Raw genomic sequence first — 23,419 nt, forward strand, 5'->3', positions numbered from 1 at the left:
AGGCGAGCGAAGTCGGTTTCTGTAAGTCGTCGGCTCCTCCCTTCTCGGCTACCCTCTGCGGGCATCATACCCCTCACCCTCGTATTAAAACGGCCGAAATGACGTCTACAGGCGCAGAGGGGCTGTCGTCGGCTGCCCAGGGATTTTACCTAACTAGGAGCTGACGCTTTTCAGCATTCGTTGGTCCTTCGGACATACACGTTCTTTGACGTATGAACCCATATTTTGTCCATTTTTGCACGTGGGCATTAATCGCACCTGTTGGTATTGAAAGGGGGAAATCGTAACGCGGTCCGCCAGTACGGTTCCCGCATTAATCGCACCTGTTGGTATTGAAAGGGGGAAATCGTAACGCGGTCCGCCAGTACGGTTCCCGGCATTAATCGCACCTGTTGGTATTGAAAGGATGACCTTGCGCATCAGCAGCAAAAGCGCCTCGGGCATTAATCGCACCTGTTGGTATTGAAAGTAGACGTTGTCCCAGACGTCGTTCCAGTCGGGGAAGGCATTAATCGCACCTGTTGGTATTGAAAGTGGGTATTCACATTCCCCACCAGATCGTAGCAAGTGGCATTAATCGCACCTGTTGGTATTGAAAGCAGCCTGATATGGGACTACTTGACCGCTTTTTACCGCATTAATCGCACCTGTTGGTATTGAAAGCCCGCTGGACAACGGATGGATGCACATTGCCTTGCCGGCATTAATCGCACCTGTTGGTATTGAAAGTTCACGGCCGCTTCCAGCGCGTTGAACAGGTCGGCCGCATTAATCGCACCTGTTGGTATTGAAAGCAAACCGCAGGTAATAGGTGGCCTTCCCTTGAAAGCGCATTAATCGCACCTGTTGGTATTGAAAGTGGGAAGCTGGGCCTCTACGTCTACAACCAACGCGGGCATTAATCGCACCTGTTGGTATTGAAAGATCGATCACCGACACCACACGCGAGGCGGTGGCGCGGCATTAATCGCACCTGTTGGTATTGAAAGAGCCACCCGAGGTGCAGCCCGAAATCGAGGTGCTGGGCATTAATCGCACCTGTTGGTATTGAAAGTTGGGTTGGTTGGTGGAAAAGTACCGCCATCGAAACGCATTAATCGCACCTGTTGGTATTGAAAGATTATCATCACACCATCACCACTCAATACAATGCCGGCATTAATCGCACCTGTTGGTATTGAAAGAAACTACAAGGACGACCAGGGACAAACAGCACAAGCGCATTAATCGCACCTGTTGGTATTGAAAGGAGTGGGCGTACTGCTTTTTTGCAGTTCGGTATGCGAGCATTAATCGCACCTGTTGGTATTGAAAGTTCGCTACAACAGGTCGGGCTTTTGTGCGTCCGGGTGCATTAATCGCACCTGTTGGTATTGAAAGTTTGTTGCGGTACAGGTCCACAACGATGTCGGGATCGAGCATTAATCGCACCTGTTGGTATTGAAAGAGCCTGACCAGGACCACCAGGACGACGCGAAGGGCGGGCATTAATCGCACCTGTTGGTATTGAAAGCGCAATTCCGCGAGGCGGCGCTGGCCTTGCCCGATGGCATTAATCGCACCTGTTGGTATTGAAAGTTTTATTCCATTCAGGTGGCCGACGCCTGGCGCGCGGCATTAATCGCACCTGTTGGTATTGAAAGAGGGGTGCCACCGCCCAACAACACCACCCTGCGCTGGCATTAATCGCACCTGTTGGTATTGAAAGTTGTGATAATAGGGCCGATGCCAAAACCGCATCTCGCATTAATCGCACCTGTTGGTATTGAAAGTCTATACTGGCCCTCGGGTGGACCCAAGGGGGTATATGCATTAATCGCACCTGTTGGTATTGAAAGGAAGTCGGCGCGGTAGCGGTCGATTACGAGACGTCGCATTAATCGCACCTGTTGGTATTGAAAGCACATGGACTTGCACCGCAGTCGGATACGGCCGGATGCATTAATCGCACCTGTTGGTATTGAAAGCATCTCTCGCAGCGGCCGTGGGCCCTGAACCTGATGAGCATTAATCGCACCTGTTGGTATTGAAAGTTGTAGCGCTGTGCGAACAGTGCCCAATTCTTCTCCGCATTAATCGCACCTGTTGGTATTGAAAGGGGGTGTATACGATTACTGCAAACGAGCTAGACGTGCCGGCATTAATCGCACCTGTTGGTATTGAAAGATAGTGTTGTAGCTGTCTCATTTTGTAGAAATTGGGTGCATTAATCGCACCTGTTGGTATTGAAAGGCGAATCCTCGTAGGTTTCCGCGTACACGTGGGCGGGCATTAATCGCACCTGTTGGTATTGAAAGACGTGAAGTGCAAGGGTTGTAAACGAAAGCTTCGCGCGCGCATTAATCGCACCTGTTGGTATTGAAAGTCGGTGATGATCGTGGACCCCGTGCAGATCGCCAACATGCATTAATCGCACCTGTTGGTATTGAAAGAAGCTGTCGACGCACCTGGCACGGCACACCTTCGCCGATCATTAATCGCACCTGTTGGTATTGAAAGGAGTACGCCGGTCGGCTGAATGGCCACTTCTACGTGGCATTAATCGCACCTACTGGTATTGAAAGCGCATGGCAGAAGAATTGTACGGATACGGCGATTTGTATCAATCGCACCTACTGATATTGAAGCAGAAATAAGGTTTCACCTCAGTGGCTGCACCTGTTCCGAAACGATGTTGTATATGGTCTGCTTACTGATCCCGAACATCTCGCTGATTTGCTTCAGGGTATGTTGCCTTTGTTGGTATAGCTGAGCAATGAGTTTTCGCTTCTGCACACCGAGGGAGCGAGGACGCCCTCCTAACCGACCGCGTGCCCGTGCCGCTTGCAAGCCCGCCTTCGTCCGTTCTCTGATCAAATTCCGTTCGAACTCGGCTAGAGCTCCAAAGATGTGAAACACCAACTTACCGGTGGAAGTGGACGTATCGATGTTCTCCTGCAAACTCTTCAGCGCAATGCCTTCCCCTTCCAGATAGGTCATCCACTCAATTAGATTGCGTAGCGATCGGCCCAGTCGGTCCAACCGCCAGATTACGAGGGTATCACCCGTCCGCAATAGGTCTTTAAGCTGTTGCAGGCCCGGTCGATGCGCAAGCGCACCACTCAGCTGATCAGTAATGATTTTCTGACACCCTGCTCGTTGCAAGGCATCCCGCTGCAAGTCGAGGTGCTGGTCAACCGTAGAAACACGTGCGTAACCGATGAGCATGGCTCGTAAGATTCTGCCTGATAATAAGTTACGAATAAAAGCCCAGAATACCCTCCTTTTTTGGACCACCCCACTCCCCTACCCTTCGGATGCTTTATTTCCGTGCAAATCCGGTCCAATAACCCGGTCCACGAATCAACGTCCAATTACCTTGCTCCATTACTGGCTTTTTAGACGCACGTTGCTTCCACTAGGGGCCCGGATGCGATTAATCCTCCTGCTCTTGCTGTCGATACTGTTCCCAGGAGGCTCGAATTTGCGCTAGGTGCCGCTGGCCGCCGTGCGCCGACGAGCGGAAGCCTTCCCCGCTACTAGTCGAGACATTCCTCCAGCACCTGCAATCCCGGCGGCATGTCTAGGTAGTCCACCGCGGGGAATTGCTGAAGTCGCGCTGATCATAGGCAGGGGCGGAAGTGCTGACGATATCGACTGGCGTGTCTCTTGGCGGCCACGCCTGCAGCAGTGGCCACTGTGGGCGTAGCCGTGGCAAAGATTCGAAAAGCGGATTCATACCGATTGCGGTAGGATGAGCCTGGTGAGCGGGTCGGGCTTGATCGATACCTTTCACCAGGCACCGAAGAAAAGTTTCGGCGCGCGAGGAGTGACTCCCCGCCCAAGGCGTAACCAATGGTAGAAGATCGCAGGGTTTATCCACGCCTCTACGCGGCTGCGGAAGGGAAATCCCACCTGGGAGATGCTTGTTTTTGTTAAATCTTAGTGCGAATTACATGAAATCTTGCAGCACATGGGGGAGCTCTGATTCGAGCAAATATGCGTGAATGCGTTGTAGACGAGTGGCAGGCGATACTGGCATTAATATAAGGAGCTAAATATTACTGGGGTAGCGGAGAGGGGTAGTAAAGCACTGTCGTTTGTGTCTATATAAATCCAAAAGAAGTACACTAACTTTGAGGTGCATTGCCCCCAGCTATCTCGGATAGCTATGTGTTACCAGTCGCATGTCATCCGCAGATGTAGGCAAGCTTCCAGGCAAGCGCATCACACACGCTGGTTTTTTTGTGCCTTAAGGCGAGAAATCAGGTGGGTAAGAAACTGTTACGTAATGCGTTGCAGGGCGTGGAATTCCCTAGCAACTTGCTGACGCGTAGAGTTTTAAGGAGTGTTAAGGGATCGAGTTAGAAGGCGATCCCTTTCTTTTTGCCTTGTTAAGAAAATAGAGGGTCATGTAGTCGTACTACCTTATGGTAGGTTGGAACTAAAAGGGGGGTGCGCTTTGACAGAGGCCATCCCTTTTTTGTGGGGCACTCTGGTAACGGGTGCATGTCGTCAGCACAACGTGGACAAAAGGGGGTAAGAAAGGAAGGAGGGCTTTTAGGAGTTAGTTAGCTTGTAGTAAAATAATTTTTTCTGTGTTGACTATATACAGTAAAAAGTAGTGGTTTCGTTTTATTTGCGTTTATACTTGTCTAGTTGCTCTTCCATTTCTTTTCGAGCGGACGGATACAATTTTCCGGCCCACACTTTGGCTTCCAACAGTTTAAGCTGGATCTGGTAAAGCTCTTTAAATTGAGTGGTTGATAGCCCCCGGGTAATGATGGCGTAACGGGTGAGGAGTTGGATCGTATCCTCACAAAAGTGCACTAACTGGACCGGAGAGGAACGGGTGAGTTCTTGCCCATCCAGGGAGTACCAGACAACTTCTTCTGGATAAAAACGGATTTCAAAATCGTCTGCCGCGGGATCGTTCCACAAGGCTTGTTTGCTGGCAGCGGAACCAACAAAGGGCCCGATGGCGAGATACGGTTTTCCGCCGCCAAAAATAAGCTCCCGATTCCGGGCGATATCCGATGCTGTGTCCGGCATGTGCTATCTTCCTAATTTGGTGATTTAAAAGCTTTCTTTGTCAGGTTATTCCTGTATAACCTTGTAAGCTTTCCCATCCATCGTATGGTCTCGCGTAAAAGTGCCTGAGCACGAGCCAACGCGATCAAGAGTTGACTAGAGATCGTTTGCGAAAGTGCTTTGTAGGTCAAGAATTGAATGACGTTTTCACTGTATTGTACAAATGCAGCTAGAGGAAGCCAGGCCGTTTCCTGTCCCGCTAGCGTAACCCACCGGATAGCGTCCTACTTTAAAATCCTCACACTCGCGGGTACTCTACACCTCAGGCCAAGCTGCGGAGCCAGTGCGACGGGGCAGATGGCGAAATACACCTCTGTTGCCAAAAACAACGCGACGGTTCTGTGCAAGGGCAGCGCTGGCTATTGCCCCAAACAACTATTTATTCGGTTTTCGAGTGCGACCGGCAAGGGTCCGACGATGTAACAGCCTTTAAGGGTACTGGAGATGATGCTTCGGTTTCGCTCAATTCTGCTTTCGCCTACTTCCCCCAACCTCGTGGTGTTTCAGCGCAAGGTGGTTCGACGCTCACATTTTTGTTGGGTGGCAGGCATGTACTCAGCTTTAGCGTAGTAGAAGCAAACGCCTGTTGGTGCATGTCCTTTACCTACTTTCTCAGAAGACTCAAGAGAAGAAGCGATAATACTACTTTATTTCGATAACGGAAATTATTCATCACTAAGTCGTCCTGAATGGGAAGCTTTCAATCCCTAGACTTACAAGAATATTCCTCTCTCCCCAAACGAACACTTGTACTCAGAAACCAAGCAGGTAAAAAACTGAATCTGAGTGCATTGCCGGTCGACTCACCAAGCTAATTTGCACTCCGCATAGGTAAAGATAAAAGTAGGTTCGTGGGGCCGCTTGATCAAGCGGCCCTTTCATAACTGATCTCTACCTGATTTGCGCCCCACGCGTCGCTTACTTTGAACAGTACCTTCGGTTCTATCCTAGTTAGGCTAAAACGCACTAACCGTGAGAAACGCACAGCCCTATCACCTACCGAAAATCAAGATCGTTTGGGAGGGCGGTACGGGTAACGGCGGTTTTTAGGCAAGTTGTTGCACACCAACGCGACGCCCAACAGAATCACTACCCCACTCAGGACCGGCATCAGCACGTAGCCAAAGCCCAGGCTTGCAATCTTTTCGCTGCCCAGGTTGGCAATCAGGGCGGTAGCGCCTCCCGGCGGGTGCATGGTTTTGGTAATCTGCATCGCGACGATCGACAGTGCCACGGCCAGCGCACACGCCAGCCAGGCCAGTTCCATGCTCTGAAACAGCCAGGCGACCGTTACGCCGAGGAGCGCACTGATCAGATGCCCACCCACCAGATTGCGAGGTTGGGCCAGGGGGCTGTTGGTGGCGCCGTAAATCAATACGGCCGAGGCACCAAAAGAACCGATCAGGAATAAATTTTCGGTCTGTGACAAAAAGTAGTGCTGCAACAAGCCGATGAGGCCGATGCCGATCAAAGCGCCTAAGAACGTCCACAGGTGGTCCCAGGGGTCGAGGATCGTCTGACGATACACAATGTAGCGGGCCTTCCGAAAAGCTTTCCTTTGTTTCATGTTACTATGAAAACGGCGTGCGGGTGCAAAGCCACAAACCTACGTAGGGTTTTGCTGGGCCACCATCGTAGAATATACGGAGGCGGAAGGGCGCATTACGTACATGTGTTCCAGCCAATTGTTAAGCCAGAAGACATTCACGAACCTGGTTACGGGGAAGGCTGAAAAAAAATCCGGAAAGTGGTCCCTACTTCGACCTGGCTTTCCACCTCAATACGCCCCCCGTAATTTTCCAACATGCGTTTGATCATGTAAAGCCCGATGCCCGTTCCTTCTACATGGGTGTGCAGCCGCTGAAACATCTTGAAGAGCTTTTCCTGCTGCGCGGCCGAGAGCCCTAAGCCATTGTCCTGCACCGTGAGCACCACACCGGTCCCCTCTGGATGCGTGCTGATGCGCACGTGCGCCGGACGCTCCGGATGGTGGTATTTGATGGCATTGCTCACCAGGTTCTGTACAATGCTATACAGGTAGGTGGGAATAAAGCGGAGCTGTCTTACCTGCAACGCTACCTCAATCCGGACCTGATGGGTACGGATGAGAGTCGCCAGATCCTGCTGTACCCCTTCGATCACCTCCATCAGATCCACCGTTGCTACCTCCTTTTCTAATCCCCGCTGTACCTTCACAATCTCGGTAATGTGACCTATGACGGTTTTCAACCGCGCGATGGCCTGATGCATCATCGCTTCCCAGTGTCGCTGCGGCCCCATACCCTCCTCCAGCAGCTCCCGAATGGCCAGCAGGCCCTCCAGGTTGGTAATGGGTAGCCGCAGGTCGTGAGAAGACATGTAGAGAAAATTATCCAGGTCCTGATTGATCCGGACTAAATCCTGGTTGCGCTGCACAAGTTCGGCCGTACGCTGCGCCACTTTTTCCTCCAGTTGTGCATTGGCCTGCTTAAGTTGATCTTCGAGCTGTTTACGCACCGTAATGTCCTGAGAAAACCCCCGTAACTTCACCGTATGGCCTTGGGGGTCGGGCACAGGTTCGCCTCTGCTTTCCAGGTACCGTTGCGTGCCATCGGGCAATTTGACCCGACAGGTATGGTGGTAGGCCGTACCGTGCCGTAGGGCCTGGGCCAACTTTTTACGAAAAGTGGACCTATAGGGCGGCAGCACGCGTGCCGCGACGGCGGCCAGGCTCGGCGGTGGATCGGCCGGCAAGCCAAACAGGCGGCTCATTTCTTCAGACCAGTAGAGGATCCGTTCTTCCTGGCCGACCAGCGTTACCTCCCAATTGCCCAAATGGGCGGCCCGCTGAGCCTCTTGCAACAGTTGGGTCGTCTGACGCAATTGGGCATGGCTTGCAGAAAGCGCATGATGAGCACTCGCCAACTGTTGGTTGACGTGCACCAAGGCCTGCGTGCGGTCCTGGACACGCTGTTCTAGTTCTCCGTTTAACCGCTGTAGCGCCCGCTCGGCCTGCCGCTGCCGGGTGACCTCCGTGATGGCCAGAAAATAAAGCGGCTGCCCACTCGCATCCTGGAAGTGACCGCCCCCGTAGCGGAAGATACGTTTCCACTGCTGCTGTCGGTGCAGGACCTGGAGTTCCAGCTCCTGTACGGCTTCTCCACGAAACAAGCGCGACAAGGGCCATTGCTCCACAGGAACTACCCTCCCCTCCAGGTCAGAAAGTTCATAGAGCGCCTCAAAGGCTGGTAGGTCCCGCGCACAGTCCTCCCAACGCGCATAGCCATGAAGCGTAAGGGCGGCGGGATTCCAGTAGACCATGCGGCCTTGCTGATCAGAGAGCACCAACCCTTCCGGATGTTGGGAGATAACCTGTTGCAACCGATCCTCACTCGCTTGCAAGGCCTCCTCCACGCGCTTTCGTTCCAGGGCAATGGCCAGTACGTTGGCAATGGCCTGGACAAAATGGACATCTTCCTCGTGAAAGGTACGAGGGCGATTATCGTATACGCCCAACACGCCAAAAGGGCGATCACGGCCTTCGACGACGACCGAGATGCCGCTGACCACGTCATGGTCTGCCCAGGACGCAGGGCAGGGTACGCGGGTGTCCTGTCGCCAATCCTCCACCAAAAGGGGCTGACGGGTCTGGAGCACATAGCCGGCCGGGGTATCGGGTGTGGCTGCCATGCGTTTGTCCTGGTCGTCGTGGTTCCAGCCTACGCCCGCCTGGAAACGCAGCCCCTGCTCATCGGGAAGTAAAGCCAGTACGAGACTCCAACTGGCCTGTAAGGTGTGGGATATCAAGCGGGTGGCTTGCTCCAACAAAGCCTGTACGGGAAGCCCTTGCAAGGCCTGTTGTCCCAGTTCCACTACGACGGCCTGTTGGTGTAAGCGAGCCTTCAACTGGGATTCGGTCGCTTTCTGTACCGATGCATCACGCACCAGCCCGACCAGATAACCTCCCTCCAGGGCAAAGGCACTGATCTCCACCGGTACCAGCGTTCCGTCTTTTCGGCGCAGGTAGCGTTCGCGGTAGATCACCTTGTCACCAAGCAGCTGCTCCCAAGACAGCGGTAGGGTGATGGTTTCTTCTGCCCGCACGACGTCTTGGAGGGTCATCCTCAGCAGCTCCTCCCGGGTATAGCCTAACAACTGGCAGCCCCTGGGATTGACTTCCACGTATCGGCCCGCCCGATCGGTCACAAAAATGCCGTCGTGTGCCTGTTGGAAAAGCTGGTGAAAAAAGTCTTCTGTAAAAAAGCTGTGCGGAGAATCGCTTCGTGTGTTCATAAGTGGTAGAGAAGGGAAACGCGTCCCTGTGCTTCACTGGCCAGCCGCTGCTGCGAAGGCCTCGCAATGTTTGGTAAAAGCGTAAGGAGGCTGAACCCAACAAGGTTGGCTTTCACGTTCGAGATGGGTTGGTTAAGCGACAGCATGCAACGTGTGCTGTATACTCCTGTTGCCGGATGACGCTTGTTTAAATTCTTTATGTTAATTAACAGATTCAGGTATCAGGTGGTAAGCTATCTCGCGAATTTCCTCGCTCTTCTTGCAAAGTCTGATTAATGGCTTGAATTACCTCATCCAGTTCATGAGTCGTGGTAAGCAACATCGCCACTACCTCCGGGTCCGCCCTTCCGGTCTGCTTGATCACTTCACCCAAACCCAAAAGGCGACACAGCGGCCCACGTACCTGATGTGAATTATAGGCAGCATACTCCTTGAGCTGCTGATTGGTTCTTGACAGACGATGCGTGCGTTCCGCTACGCGTGCTTCCAGCGCCTGATTGAGATGGGTAATGAGCTGATTTTGCTTCATCAAGAGCTGGGAGTGGCGATGCAGCAACTGACGTTCTGCGTCAAAGCTTTGTTTCGGATGGTAGGCCAAGTACGCTAAGATCAGGGCCGAGAGCAGATAAGTAATCGGAACGCCGACCCGCGCCGAAAGCGTAGGACGGGCGATCCAGTTGACGTGGAACACCACCTCGGCGACGACCAAGACCAGCTGGGCCAGCAAAAACATAGCGGCTGTGGGCAGACGAGCGGCGGGCCGTACCAGCAAAATGGCGGTCAGCATACTAATCAAAAAACCATAGGGTATTGAGGAGCCGAGTCCTCCGATACGAAGCCAATGGATGATGAGAAAAAGCAGCGTTACGCCTAGCAAGGGTAGCAGAAGCGTTTCAAACTTTCTCTTTACCTGATAGAGGTAAAAGAAGAAGGCAAAGCTTAGCCAAGCTGCGCCGATGAGGAGAGTCGTAAGCGGCTTGCCGCCATAGAGGAGAGGATGCACTAATCCGTAGGAAACGTACACCAAATTGCCAATCAGCACGTACCGAGTAAGCTGTCGTTCAAAGTGCCGTTCGGAGGTTGCATTCACAGCAAAGCGGTTTTTAGAAGATACTTGCCTACCAGTCCTTTAACTGATTGATCCCGGTCTCCATATCCGTTTTGGGCAGAGCGTAGAGCTATGCACGCCCAGAAGATGCCTCTTCTTGTACTTTAGCCTATGATGGATAAGGCGTTACCGCTTTTTACAAGATAATGAAAATCACTTAACCAACATCTTACTAATCATAGGGAATTGGTTTTAGTAGGGCTACCACTTCCTGGCATTCCTTCCTTCGCTGTGTAAAAGGGTTCCTGCGGCACGCCCTACGCAGGGTCGGCCCTACTCAAAAGTAGGGACACATGACCTGGATTTCCCCCGCTTTAGCGGCGAGGAGGCAATCGAGTCACTAGGTGTCCTGATGTTTTCCGCAAGAGGAACGTCGTCTGCGGGGCGGACTGTCCCCGTCCCAATACCCAACGGATTCGTGGGCATCAGGCGTTGGTGTGCTGTCTTCCGTTACACAAATGGAGAGGTTTATCCTAGCGTCAGTTCCTCGAAGGATACGCAGAATCCTAGAAACGGGGCCATCGCTCGCACCTTCTGGCACAAGCCCCTGGTAAAGCGACTTATCCCTTGCCACCGTAGGTGCCCGGATTGGGTTTGAACACCTCGAGACGTATCCCATTTGCTTATCCTCGTGTTGTAGGTCTAAAAATGGTCCGGCGTATCCTCGGAGCTCCCGTCCAACCCTGCTCCCTCTGTACGGTCTTGCTTACTTTAACACACATGTAAGTACTCTTTCGGAAGCAACCCTTCTTTCGCAGTTCCCCATTTTAGCTTGCGGGTCAGTTTGAACCTAGCTTGTCAATGAATCGAAGAATTGGAACCAAAATCGCGCTTCTGGTCACTTCTATGCTGTTGCTGTCGGCGCTCGCCATCAGCCTTACTGCTCTATACAGCATTCGAGTACGTGGTCAAAAAGAAATTGACTCCTTTCAGGAGGCACAATTGGAAGTAACGCGCCAAAGCCTCCGTGACCTAGTCTCAACGGCCTATGACCTTATTCAACTTCATCACCAGCAAAGCGAGGATCCAACCCAGGTTTTGGCGGCCATCCGCCAACTGCCGGCGTACACACAAGACAGCACTGCCGCCACCCTCGACGACGCGACGCTGCTGGCTATGTACGGGGAGCAGGGGCGCGAAGCCCTCTTGCAACGTGCGTTAGCCACCCTGGCTGCGCTGCGTTTCGATGGAGAGGAAGGCTATTTTTGGGTGACCGACAACCAGCTACCCTATCCTACGATGTTGATGCATGCCGAAAAACCGGCCAATGCAGGAAAAGTCATGAGCGATTCCCAATACAACGTGGAAAAAACGCAGGGACTCAACATCTACCAGAAACGCGTCGCGTTGTGTCAGGCCTCAGGAGAGGGATTTGTTGAATACTACATCGAAAAGCCAGGAATAACGCAAAAATTCAGCAAACTTTCGTTTTCGCGGCTGTACCCACCGCTGGGTTGGGTGGTTTCTACCGGTATCTACATCGATCAGATTGAAGCCATGGTGGCCCTCAAACAGCGGGAGGTCAATCAGGAACTTAAACGCATCACGGTTATGCTGGTACTGCTGACCCTAAGCGTCGTGAGCTTGGCGGCCTTCCTGATCTACCGGTTTAGCCATCGGCTGTCGCGCGACATCAGCAGCATTCAACGCACCCTGAAAGAACTGGCTCTGGGCAAAATCGTAGAACCCCTCTGCCTGGACCGTACCGACGAACTCCACCTCATTACCGGATCGGTCAACGACCTGATTACCGGCTTTAATCAGTACAGCGGGTTTGCCAAACAGATTGGCGAAGGAAACATGGGGGAAGTCTTTCAGCCCCTGAGCGAAGAAGATGTCTTGGGCAACGAATTGCTGCAAATGCGTGACAAGCTTCAGCAGAACGCCGAAGAAGCCGAACGAAGAACCTGGGCCTCAACCGGCCTGGCGGACCTTAGTGAAATCCTACGAAAGCAGGAAAGCGATCTGGCCCCCCTGGGCGATCACTTGCTCCGGCACCTGGCCACCTACCTGAAGATCAATCAGGGCGTGTTATACCTTGTGGCCGACCAAGAGGAAGAGCCACGGATGCAGCTACTTTCCTGCTATGCGTACGGTCGCAAGAAATTCACGAAAGGGTCCATTGCCCTGGGCGAGGGATTGGTGGGGCAATGCTGGTTTGAAAAGCAAGCCCTCGTTTTGTCGGAAATTCCGGAAGACTACGTCGCCATTACCTCAGGAACCGGACAGGCTTTGCCCCGAAACATTGTCATCTTACCCCTCTTGTACAACGAGGCGGTGTTGGGTGTTTTGGAACTGGCCAGCTTCCGTGCGTTGCTGCCACACGAGATAGAGTTTCTGGAACAGATCAGCACCAGCATCGGTGCCACCATCAGTTCGGTACGCATCAATGCGCAGACCAAAGCCCTGCTGGAGGAAAGCCGCACGCTGGCCGAAGAACTCCAGGCACAAGAAGAAGAATTGCGCCAGAACCAGGAAGAGATGGTCGCGACCAACGAAGAAATGCAGCGCATCCAACGCGAACTACAGGAAGAGAATCAGCACTTGCGGGCTGAAATCGCCCAACTGACTACCAAACCGGCTGCCACTACGACTCCGGAAGTATGAAGAAAAGAGTACTCGGACTTTTCCTGTGGGGCATGAGCCTGGTTAACCCTAGCCAGGCGCAACTAACCCTTGATGGCGAACTTCGGAGTCGTTTCCAGTATCGGAATGGCTACCTTACCCTACCCCAAACCGACGATAAACCCGAGGCCTTCATTGCCCAACGCACCCGCCTGAACCTGGCTTACGAGCGACCCGAACGTGTTAAGACGTACCTCTCCCTGCAGGACGTACGGGTGTGGGGAGATCAGAGCCAACTGACGGATGAGCCCAGCGTGGGGGTTTTCCAGGCCTGGGGGGAAGTGGCGTTACATCCGCGCGTGGCGCTCAAATTCGGACGCCAGGAGCTGATGTACGATGATGGGTACTTGTTCGGGACCCTCAACTGGCGGGAGGCGGGCCGCAGTCACGACGCGGCGGTACTCAAGTACCAGGACTCGACCTTGGCGGCCCATTTGGTGCTGGCCTACAATCAAGACAAAGCGACCCTGGTCAAGACGCCTTATCACAAAGATTACTACCAGCAGCTGCAGGTCCTGTGGCTGGAGAACAAGTGGCGACAGTGGCAAACCTCGGTGATGGGCGTCGCCCGAGGATTACAAACCACCGACTCCACAATCGTCTACGACCAGACGCTGGGAGGACAAGTCTCCCGCACGGAAGGCAGGCTTCGGGCTAAAGCGATCGGATACTACCAACGAGGAACCGAGCGCAGCGGCAGGGAGCATCAGGCCTATTTCTGGTCCTTGAAAGGAGAATTCACTCCCCTAGACCGACTCACCCTGCTGGCGGGCATGGATGTCCTGTCCGGCACGGCCATGACAGGTACAGCCCTCGGCGAAGGCGAAGTGTCCCATACGTTCGACATTCTCTATGGTTTTCGCCATCGCCATTTTGGCCACATGGACTACTTCTACCTGGGCTTTACCCCACAGGCGGGTCTGCGCGACGTCATGTTCAAAACCAGCTACCGGCCGGCTCCGAAATGGAAGACCCAGCTGGACCTGCATTCGTTCTACACGCAAGCCTGGGTAGCCGATCCAGAACGCCTGCCCCAGCCGTTGCCTCGCCACCTGGGCCTGGAAGCCGACCTGTCCTTTTCCCACAAACCCGATCCGATGATTACCCTTTCCGGAGGGCTTTCCGGTCTGGTGGCAACCCGCACCTTGGCCGTAGTCAAAGGGGGCGGAGACTACCAGCGGCTGAACCATTGGGCTTGGTTTACGATCGGCATCACCCCGACATTCCTGCAAACCGAAGCGCCATGAAGCCGGTAAAATAATCTTGCAGCAGGCATGAGACGCAAGAGGAATAGCAATCTATGAGCAGACCTGCAACTGATCAAATGAACTCATGCCATCATTTCGCCGATTTCCAAACAATATAGTGCGTGTCTTAGCCCCCGATTAGTTGGGCAGATCACCGCTTGCCCCTCTCGTAACGACTCCTGCACGATCGAATACCGGTCTTCTGCGGCCGCCGCACGGGGATAAATTTTCGTTTTACGGTGCTCGTGATTTCCTGAATATAAGGGACGGGGGCCCCCAGACTAAACTGTTTGGACAACTTTGTCCAAACAGTTTAGTCTGGGGGCTAAGACATTTTGGAAAATAGCTGCCTTATCACCACGTTATGGAAGCTTTTCCCTAAATGCCTTTCCTGAAGACGAGCACGACGAGGCGTTCTCTTGTAAGGCAGGGTTCCCGCTACGGATCACGGTTCGCCACCTCATCTTTTTAGCTCCCTGTGAAGTGATTTAATTGCCTCGCCATCAGCCCAGTATGAAATTATATTTTCTGCAATTGTTGTAAGTCGTTTTAGGAAAATATACATTTACTTCAGTGTCTTTTTCAGGGAGAGCGAGCGCAGAACGGTGGATTTGTGGGCTGTGGTGTGCTGACATTGCTCTTTCTCGCAGTACTTGTTTACACCGCGTGTGCCTCCGAGCAGTGCAAACAGGAGTCTTTTGAGTACGCTTCCCGCTCCTGGAATTTTTCTGGCCAGGTTATTTCAAGCGTAAGCAGACACCCGTGCGTCTGCATTCAGGCTTCTCAGGCAGTACTTCACCTCTTAATCCTTGATAAGTAGTTTAGATCGTGGGCCTCAATGCGATCAGGGACAGCCCTCTTGATGCATCCTCGGATGCGTAGTAAACTCGTTACGAACACCTTGCAGCCCTCCATTCAGTGGCTACTCTCTGTGGGCGTGGGCAAGGGAGCATGACCCAGAACCGCTGTATCTATAGGGAACACTAACCTGTTCCCCTTCTTTTCCTTTCTCCTCTTCAGTTCACCCTATTTCTCCCTTTATTCTCATGAAAAATCTTCTATGCTATGGTATCTCCTTACTCAGTCTATTGCTGAGCCACCCCCTCTCCGCTCAAGTCTCCCTCGACTGGGTAAAGAGATATGCGTTTGGTCAGTTCACGGACCTGGCGACCGATGCCGCAGGAAATGTCTATGCCACGGGGAATTTCGAAACCAACGACTCGATCTTTGTGATGACCGTAAAATTAGCTCCCAACGGCTCGTTGGTGTGGCAAAAACTTTTTTACAGTGTCCCTAGTCCCAATAATCGTCCCGTCGCCCTGGTACTTGACGAAAGTCAGGGAGCGCTCTACGTGGCTGGGGCAACGTCTACAGAGTTTCCCAATTCGTTTTTTAACGAAGATTACCTCACCCTCAAATATGATCTCCAGGGCAACCAACAATGGGTGAGAACCTTCGATGGCACCGCCCCTGGCGCTCTTGAGCCCAGTCTAGAGCGCATTTCACACATCGGCGTGGATGGCACGGGCAACGTCTACGTAACGGGCATCAGTTCAGGCGACTATTTCAACGTTTATTACGATCTGGTTACCATCTCGTATGCTCCGGATGGCACCGAGCGCTGGCGACGTACTTATGCCGACCAGGAAAATGCCTACGACGAGCCGCGAGCCATGAAAATAGATGCATCCGGTAACCTGTACCTCGCAGGGCAAGTAACACCGAACTGTTGTAGTTCCTACGGCCTGGTTTTCAAATACGATTCCGAGGGCACCTTAGTCTGGCGGCATGAAATGAAGGGAGAGAGTCCCTACCAAGGTAGTTGGATTATTGATATAGCGCTGGATCACCAGGGAAATGTCATCCTCGTCGGTGGGATTCAAGATCAAGGCGGTTTTACGCTGAAGTATACCGCAGCAGGTTCCCAAGTGTGGAAGAGGTATGTTGAGGCCAGTCTCAGTCTGGCAGCCGTCGACGGGATGGGGAATGTCGTTGTCTCAGGAAGCAACGCGGGTTCACAGCAAAACGCTCCCCCCAGTGATCAGGAGAACGGCCTCGTCACTTACAAATACACTTCTCAGGGCAATCCGCTCTGGTCCAGAACCTACGGCGGTCCCCTGTATAAAAAGATATATTCCTCTAGTGCAACGCCGTCCGAGCTGGTGCTGGATGCAGCCGGAAATGTGTACATCACGGGGTATCAGGAAACGCCTTATGGCACCACGGATGATATCATGACCTTTTCCTACGGCCCCGAGGGATCACCGCGCTGGGTGCAGAGTTACGCCGGGAGCCATCTTACCAACTTTCATCGGGCGACCGCCCTGGTGGTACGTGCGGACGGGCAGATCTACGTAGCTGGAGGGGGATATACGAACAATTTTCAGCGGGCACAAGGCGTACTCCTCAACTATACGCAGGACGGCACACCACTTCCCACGACGCAAACCTTCTGGCTGGAAGCCGAATGTGCCCTAGTCGGCAATCACTGGCAAACCCAGACGGGGAGTAACCAGGCCTCCAACGGTAGTTTTGTGGTCAGACGCGGGAGCTATGGCTATACGTATGCATTCCAACCTGCCGATTATGTAAGCTTCGCGGTAGATATCTATCCAGCCGACTCGTTCTATTTCTATGCACGCACCAAAAGTCTCACCAGTAATAGCAATTCTTTCTGGGTCCGCATCGATGGGGGCGACTGGCAGGTATGGAACTTGCCTTACGGACAAGGGTACGTGTGGAGCACCTTGCCACTTACCCCTAGGAACCTGAATTTCGGTACGCATCTGATTGACGTCGCTTACCGGGAACCCAACACGCAACTTGACAAGCTCTATATTAGCACTGAACCCGGTATTCCCGTGGGCTTTGGTGAGATGGCCAGCAATTGTGGAGTCTCCCCATTACGCACCGTCGCGGCCGAAAGCGCCGTGGACATCGGTTTAAGGGTGCAAGTGTATCCTAATCCGGTGCAGGATCGGTTGATTATAGAAACGGATGCGCCTACACACGTGCGAATTTACAACGCGTTGGGCGTAGAAGTCCTTTCCGGTCAGATAGAAGGTCAGACGCAGATGCCGGTGCATCAGCTCCCGAAAGGCATTTATTTTTTACACGTAGAAGGCCAGTCTGCGCAGCGAATTGTTAAGCAGTAGATGCAGGGAACCGTTCTCAGATCGTTTGATCCGAGAACGGTTGTTATGGCCAGCTTCCCGTACTTGGATTGGCAGCCCAAGTAGCCTTTTTTTCGCTGAACCTAATTCCTTCCTGTTTTTTGCGGCGCCATCGGAATATTTTTTGAACACAGTTAATAGGCAAGTGTTTCATTCGTTCATTGAGCACCTCCCTAGATGGTGGAACACGGCCTCTTGTAGTAACCTAACCTATCCGGCTTAGCTCCCCTCGGATACAGCTTTTATACGATTGGGCTTCCCCCTCGTTAAGCATAGAGCATACTTTCTAAGGAGTAATTTGGAGGAAACTCCAAGCCGCCTCTTTCGGCCGGAGCAGAAGTAACAGAACCCCTACGGCCAGCAGGATTTCCCAAAGCGGGACGATTCATTTGAGCAGGGAAAGACCACCCAGGATCGCGACGGCTCCTCTTTTAAACGCTATGTTGGCTAGCGCCCCAACAAAATCAGCCGCCAGGCGTCCGTATAAGAAACCCCTTCCTGTCCTCCACCGGCCATCTGGGCGATGGAAATGGTGATAGTCGTCCACATCCGTCAGACCGGAAATCAACGCGACGCCGTACAACCCTTTATTTCCCAGATACTCCCGCGCCGCGGCGGTGGCCAGCAACACCAAGGCGAAAACGAGGCCGAAAACCACTGCACTTTTCGTTGGGCGGGGTTTTCCGGTTCCGGCATCGGCTTTTGTGATTGGGGACGAAAAAAGAGAGAAAACCAATAAGGACAAGGAAGACGCCTACCATAAGCAACAGCGGGGGGTTTCCTCAGGCAGTCTTTGGGGTAGGATGGCCACGACTTCGATCAGCACACGCATCGAAACGCCAGAGGCAACCAGAATGATCAATGCGGCGGAACGGGCATTGCCCTCGGCTCCCTGGCTGAGTCGTGCGTAGGAAATGGTCGTGGCAGGCTGGAAATCATGCCGCTCAACAACCCATTCAAGAACGTACCTGCTTTATCTCCTACCAGTTTGTAAGATAAAATACCCCCCAACACTTACCCTGACGATGAGCACCACAATCAGCCAAAGTTTCGGGGATTGAGCACTTGATAAGGGCCATAGGTGTCCCAAAGAGGTAAAAGCTGAGGTAAGGTTAGAGATCAAATCTGTACGTTTTCCCGCAGATTAGAATTTGATGAGAAACGGGTAAATAGGGCCGTATTTTTTTAACCCTTTCTGGCCACATACGTCAATCAATATAAAGAACAGATATCTTCACTAGATCCAGTAAGCCTTGTTTATTCCTTATTGCACGAGCAATAGCGTGCCGTACTGCTCTGCGCGATAGGACGCGTGGTTAGTAACACTGGGTCAAGAAATAATCCAATTGGATGACATTCATTTTGAGCACTGACGTAGTCCTTTCATTGCATTTCTAACTAACCACCGTCTTATGGAAACGACCCCATTTTTTATTTTCCTATTCTTCCACCTGACGGGTCTGATTATCGGCTTCGGCTCAGTCATCACTACCGATCTATTTGGTCTCCTCTGGATCTGGAACCGCGTCCGATTCACCCAGGTTATAAAAGTGAGTGGCATCACCGAATATTTTATCTGGGCAGGATGGGCCCTCATGGTGGCGGCAGGCGTGCCGCTGCTAGTGCTGAAAGGCGAGCTGGACCAGCTGATGGTCATCAAACTATTCTTCGTTGGCCTGGTCGGGCTCAACGGCCTCCCCCTGCATCTGCTTCATCAGCAGCTCAAACGATTTAAGGATGGGGATCAAGTACCGAAGCTCTTCCTATTTCGACTCATTTTGTGTTTGAGTATCTCCCAACTCGGCTGGTGGGGTGCAGTCGTGATTGGTTTTTTCCATCGTCACATCTGGACGATCATTGAATGGCCCGCCAGACCTGGAGTAATGATTGCCTTGTTCGTGGGTAGCCTGCTGTTGATCTGGGTGGGTGGGGAGGCACTGGGACGGAGGAAACGAACCGTATCGGTATAGCGGCTTTCGTTTTCAGCTTCCGGGGGACTAAGCTACTTCTTTGAAAATCCTACAAGAAAAACGGATTTTTTTGTAGCGGCCTGGTGTGGATAAGTTAGTGAGCTCACTAGATTTACTTCCGAGCCTGATAGAGAATACGGGTGGTATACCGATGGTACGTACTCTCCAAGCAAAGCATGCGAAGTGGTCAAGCTCTCGTATCTATATAGTTTTATAGCTTTCCATAAAGTCAATTATCAAACGAACCAATTAATAACTCCTGTGGGAACCACAAATCCTATGAGGCACGAAGTCATGTACACATAGTGTAGCGAAACTGTTTGGGTAAGCCTCCTACAATTTAGTGAAGCCTTACACGCACGGATCATATCGACTTCTGCAGAACTTTAAAACATTGCCCCAGTGCCAAAAACCCCGCCCTCGGTGCCGTGTGGGAACAATCGGTGAGCACCTCTCCTATTGTTTGTTATAACAAATTCACCAGAATACATGCTCACTGCTCAACCCCTATCGCTTGCGGCGGAGCCCTGTGGATTTTACGGGGCCTTTGTCGTAAACATGCTTTGTCAGTAGCGCTGTTCATCAGTGGGTTAGTCGTGCGGTGATCCGGCCTCAAGGGCTTATATCATGACGCAGTAAGGTTGACTCTCCTGCTTACCCTTCTCTTGTTCCGCACCTCGCGGTTACTTTACCTTCCTATTTTTGCAGGCATTTCCCACCATACTGAGCTCAGACCACTCTTAAAGAAGCTGATTCAACTCCTGTTAGGTACCTCGCACGGGTTTTCCTAGCACGCGCTCCCAGGCGCTAAGCCTCTTTGCAGATTTCAGCGCTTTTCCAAGTCCAGGGTGCTCATCATCTGGCAGGACTGACTACTGCGGTGCTGCTATCAGAATGAAAGTACACAGCAGAGGTGGCTTAGAAATTGCCTATGAGAAGCTTCTCTTGGTAGATGTTAACTTCTATTCTGGTGTAGCTCCCCATCCGCTGGACTTTTGTCAACCGTTGGAATTGTGCTTCGGAACGAACTACGATCTGTTCTTGGGTTACGGTACGCAAAGGGGCTCCGCATACTCTCACTTTTTTCAGGAAGTCTGTTCTGTTGCGCCTACTCATACTTTACCCCTCGTGCTCTATTCGTACCGCAGGGTATCGACCGGATTGGCAAGTGCCGCCTTCCTGAATTGATAGACCATGGTGAGCAGTGCCACTGACAGGATCAGTATGCCCGTGCCCACAAAGAGTTCCCACCCCGGCTGGATGCGGTAAGCGAACTCGCCGAGCCAGTTTTGCGTGGCGAAATAGGCGATGGGAAGGCCAAGGCCCACGCCCAATACAATTACCCCCACAAAGTCACGGGCAAGGGTCGTCACGACTTGCAGGACCGAAGCGCCAAATACCTTGCGGATCCCGATTTCGCGGATACGCTGTTCCGTGGTGAAGATCACCAGGCCCACTAACCCCAGCAGGGCCACAAAGAGGGCCAGGGCCGTAAAGCCGCGAAAAAGTGTGCCCACCCGGCGTTCTGACCGGTACATGGCCTCGAAATTTTCGTCCAGAAACTTATACGTGAACGGTTGGTCAGGCACCCATTCGTGCCATTTTTCCTCCAGAAAAGCTAGGGTTTGGGACAGGCCTTTCGCTTCGAGCCGAAGCGAGAGCGTGGCGTAGGCCTCAGGATAGATGTGCAACACGGCCGGGGCTACTTTCTCTCGCAAGCTCTTGAAGTGGAAGTCGCGCACCACCCCCACCACGGTGCCTTGCTTGAGCGAATCCTTGCCCCACATGTCCCAGTCGAGGCGCTGGCCGAGGGCCTCTTTCGGGGTGCCAAAGCCGAAACTTTTCACCGCCGTTTCGTTGAGCAGGAAGGCGCTGTGCTCGTCGGAGGGATACTCCCGCGAGAGGTCGCGTCCCGCCGCCACCTCCAGCCCTAACGTCTTTACATAGTCGTGATCTACGGTAAAGACGGCCGCGGTCAGCTCGCCTTCACGCCCCGGTAGCTTGACGGCATCGGTGGCCAGCGCATCTCCGGGCAAGCCGTAGCCGGCCGTAGCGGCCAGGATGTGCGGACGACGCAGCAACTCTTCCTTTACGGATTCGAGCTGAGCGCCAAGCGCACCCCGCAGGGGCAGCACCAGCAACTGCTCTTTTTGAAAGCCCAGATCGCTATGCTGTAAATAATCTACTTGCCGCTGGATAATGAGCGTACTGAGAATGAGCAGGGCCGAGAGCGCAAATTGCGTCACCACCAGCCCCTGTCGCAGGAAGACGGACTGTCGGCCCGAGGATTCCAGCTTTCCTTTCAGCACCCGGATGGGTTGGTAGGCCGACAGCACCCAGGCCGGGTAGAAGCCCGCCAGCACGCCCAGCACCAATACGCTCCCCAGGAGAAGAACCCAGAACAGCGGCTGACGCAAGAGCTCGGCCCCCAGGTTCTTCTCCGTAAAATTTCGTAACCAGGGCAGTGTCCCCTGTACCATCGCCATGGCCACAGAGAAGGCCAACCCGGCCACCAGCAGCGCTTCGCTGGTAAATTGCAAAATCAGTTGGCTGCGCAGGGCGCCATTTGTCTTGCGAACCCCGACTTCGCGGGCTCGGCGGGTGGCGCGGGCGGTGGAGAGGTTAACAAAGTTGATACCAGCGATGAGCAAGAGAAACAAGCCGACCAGCGTCAAGGCACGCACGTGGGCAATGTTGCCGCGCTCGGCGATCTCCCAGACAAACTGGGAAGAGTGGAGGTGAATCTGCCGCAGCGGTTGCAGGAAGGGCAGGTAGTGCGATCCTGACGACTGCGTTTGAGGCCAGGCCTGCGCTTTGACCACCGACTGAAGCCTAGCTTCCACCGCTTGGGCCTCGACGCCCTTCCGAAGCTTGATGTAGGTGAAGAACTGCTGCCATCTCCAACTCTCCATCCGCTCCGGTTCGACGTATGTGACGAAGGTTGCCATCGGCAACAGGAAGCTGGGGGCAAGGTGCATCCGCGCCGGCAGGTCGGTCAGCACGCCCGTAACGCGCATGGTTACGCCATCCAGCAACAGCGTGTTTCCTACCGGATTCGCTGGGCCAAAATACTTCTCGGCGAGGGGTCGGGAGAGCACCAGCGTGTTGGGCTCCGTTAAAGCGGTTGCCGCATCTCCGTACCGCAAGGGCAGGGCGAGTAGTTCCAAAAATGTGGAATCGACAAACAGGCCGTTGGGCTCGTAAATTTGCCGTTTCCCCTGACTGAACAGGGGCAGATAGTTCAGGGCCATCAGCACGCGGCAGGTGCTTTCTACTTCCGCAAACTCGTCAAGGGTGGGCGCAAACATGGGGGGTACGGTCACGTGAAATTTCACCGTGCCGCTTTCCTCCTCCGTCGATTCGTTGTAGACCCGAAACACCCGCTCGCCTTCCGGGTGGTAGGCGTCGTAGGCGAGTTCATCCCACACGAAAAAGGCAATGAGCAGACAAGCAGCGATCCCAAAGGCCAGTCCCAAGATGTTAATGAGGGAAAACACCTTGTTGCTGAGGAGGTTGCGCCAGGCGATGAGAAGGTAGTTACGAAGCATAGGAGGTGGAGTTAACTTCCTCACCCTGGAGAAAAACGTGCCAGCGCGACCACCCTTGATCCGGGCCTTTTTTGGACCCGAAAAGCGTCCGCTGTGTTTCAGATTGGAACAGCCTCGTGTATCAGAATGATACACTACATAGGTCGATCCGCTTAAGAAATGTGAACGTTAAGCGGAGTAAAGCTGTGGAACGAGTTTCAATGCCTTACCACTTATCACTAGACCTATCACGTAAGGATCTGGCTACCCCGCTGGTGCATCATCAGCCCTATCAGAAACTGCCAGAATACACAGAGAACCGCGCTACCTAACAACTGTCCAGACTGCGCATAGAAGCTCTGGGCTTTCTTCGTGACTCAATTTCGCGCGGGGTCTTTGTTGGATAAACAGAGCAAACCCTTCGACT

The 23,419-nt window shown here is 53.1% G+C and carries 11 protein-coding genes and 1 CRISPR repeat array; of the genes, 4 read left to right on the forward strand and 7 right to left on the reverse strand.

Translation table 11 applies throughout. From position 1 onward, the window contains the following. Positions 1-245 precede the first annotated feature (245 nt). A CRISPR array of direct repeats spans positions 246-2,564; the repeat unit is 29 nt; unit sequence GCATTAATCGCACCTGTTGGTATTGAAAG. A gap of 76 nt (positions 2,565-2,640) precedes the next feature. The 5 genes from BLR44_RS27210 to BLR44_RS27230 form a co-directional block, all read right to left on the reverse strand. Further along, positions 2,641-3,207, reverse strand: coding sequence for a recombinase family protein (locus BLR44_RS27210; RefSeq protein WP_089688449.1), 567 nt, complete (start codon positions 3,205-3,207; stop codon positions 2,641-2,643). 1,407 nt (positions 3,208-4,614) lie between these two features. After that, positions 4,615-5,031 (reverse strand): hypothetical protein, encoded by a 417-nt coding sequence (locus BLR44_RS27215; RefSeq protein ID WP_089688451.1) that lies wholly within the window; start codon positions 5,029-5,031, stop codon positions 4,615-4,617. A 1,045-nt stretch (positions 5,032-6,076) separates the two neighbouring features. Next, on the reverse strand, positions 6,077-6,637 hold the full coding sequence (locus BLR44_RS27220) for an HPP family protein (RefSeq protein ID WP_089688453.1): 561 nt from the start codon (positions 6,635-6,637) through the stop codon (positions 6,077-6,079). Between the two features lie 149 nt (positions 6,638-6,786). After that, positions 6,787-9,342, reverse strand: coding sequence for a PAS domain S-box protein (locus BLR44_RS27225; protein ID WP_089688455.1), 2,556 nt, complete (start codon positions 9,340-9,342; stop codon positions 6,787-6,789). 214 nt (positions 9,343-9,556) lie between these two features. Beyond that, positions 9,557-10,432 (reverse strand): hypothetical protein, encoded by an 876-nt coding sequence (locus tag BLR44_RS27230; RefSeq protein WP_089688457.1) that lies wholly within the window; start codon positions 10,430-10,432, stop codon positions 9,557-9,559. 819 nt (positions 10,433-11,251) lie between these two features. On the opposite strand from BLR44_RS27230, the gene BLR44_RS27235 reads away from it, so the two are divergent. The 3 genes from BLR44_RS27235 to BLR44_RS27245 all read left to right on the forward strand — a co-directional run bounded on the left by BLR44_RS27235 (position 11,252) and on the right by BLR44_RS27245 (position 17,477). Continuing rightward, a complete protein-coding gene (locus BLR44_RS27235) occupies positions 11,252-13,057 on the forward strand; it encodes a cache domain-containing protein (protein WP_089688459.1) in 1,806 nt (601 codons plus the stop codon). Continuing rightward, a complete protein-coding gene (locus BLR44_RS27240) occupies positions 13,054-14,322 on the forward strand; it encodes an alginate export family protein (protein ID WP_089688460.1) in 1,269 nt (422 codons plus the stop codon). The genes BLR44_RS27235 and BLR44_RS27240 overlap by 4 nt, the downstream gene beginning before the upstream one ends. Positions 14,323-15,368: 1,046 nt before the next feature. Next, positions 15,369-17,477: a T9SS type A sorting domain-containing protein gene (locus BLR44_RS27245; protein ID WP_089688462.1), complete on the forward strand. Its 2,109-nt coding sequence runs from the start codon at positions 15,369-15,371 to the stop codon at positions 17,475-17,477. A 403-nt stretch (positions 17,478-17,880) separates the two neighbouring features. On the opposite strand, the gene BLR44_RS27250 is transcribed toward BLR44_RS27245, so the two are convergent. Further along, positions 17,881-18,240: a DUF4010 domain-containing protein gene (locus tag BLR44_RS27250; RefSeq protein ID WP_089688464.1), complete on the reverse strand. Its 360-nt coding sequence runs from the start codon at positions 18,238-18,240 to the stop codon at positions 17,881-17,883. Between the two features lie 667 nt (positions 18,241-18,907). Between BLR44_RS27250 and BLR44_RS27255 the strand changes: the two genes are divergently transcribed. Beyond that, positions 18,908-19,465: a hypothetical protein gene (locus BLR44_RS27255; protein WP_089688465.1), complete on the forward strand. Its 558-nt coding sequence runs from the start codon at positions 18,908-18,910 to the stop codon at positions 19,463-19,465. A gap of 1,133 nt (positions 19,466-20,598) precedes the next feature. On the opposite strand, the gene BLR44_RS27260 is transcribed toward BLR44_RS27255, so the two are convergent. Further along, positions 20,599-23,013 carry an ABC transporter permease gene (locus BLR44_RS27260; RefSeq protein WP_089688467.1) on the reverse strand — a complete coding sequence of 805 codons (2,415 nt, stop codon included), beginning with the start codon at positions 23,011-23,013 and terminating at the stop codon, positions 20,599-20,601. Positions 23,014-23,419 lie beyond the last annotated feature (406 nt).

This window comes from Catalinimonas alkaloidigena, assembly GCF_900100765.1.
GTDB lineage: Bacteria > Bacteroidota > Bacteroidia > Cytophagales > Flexibacteraceae > Mooreia > Mooreia alkaloidigena.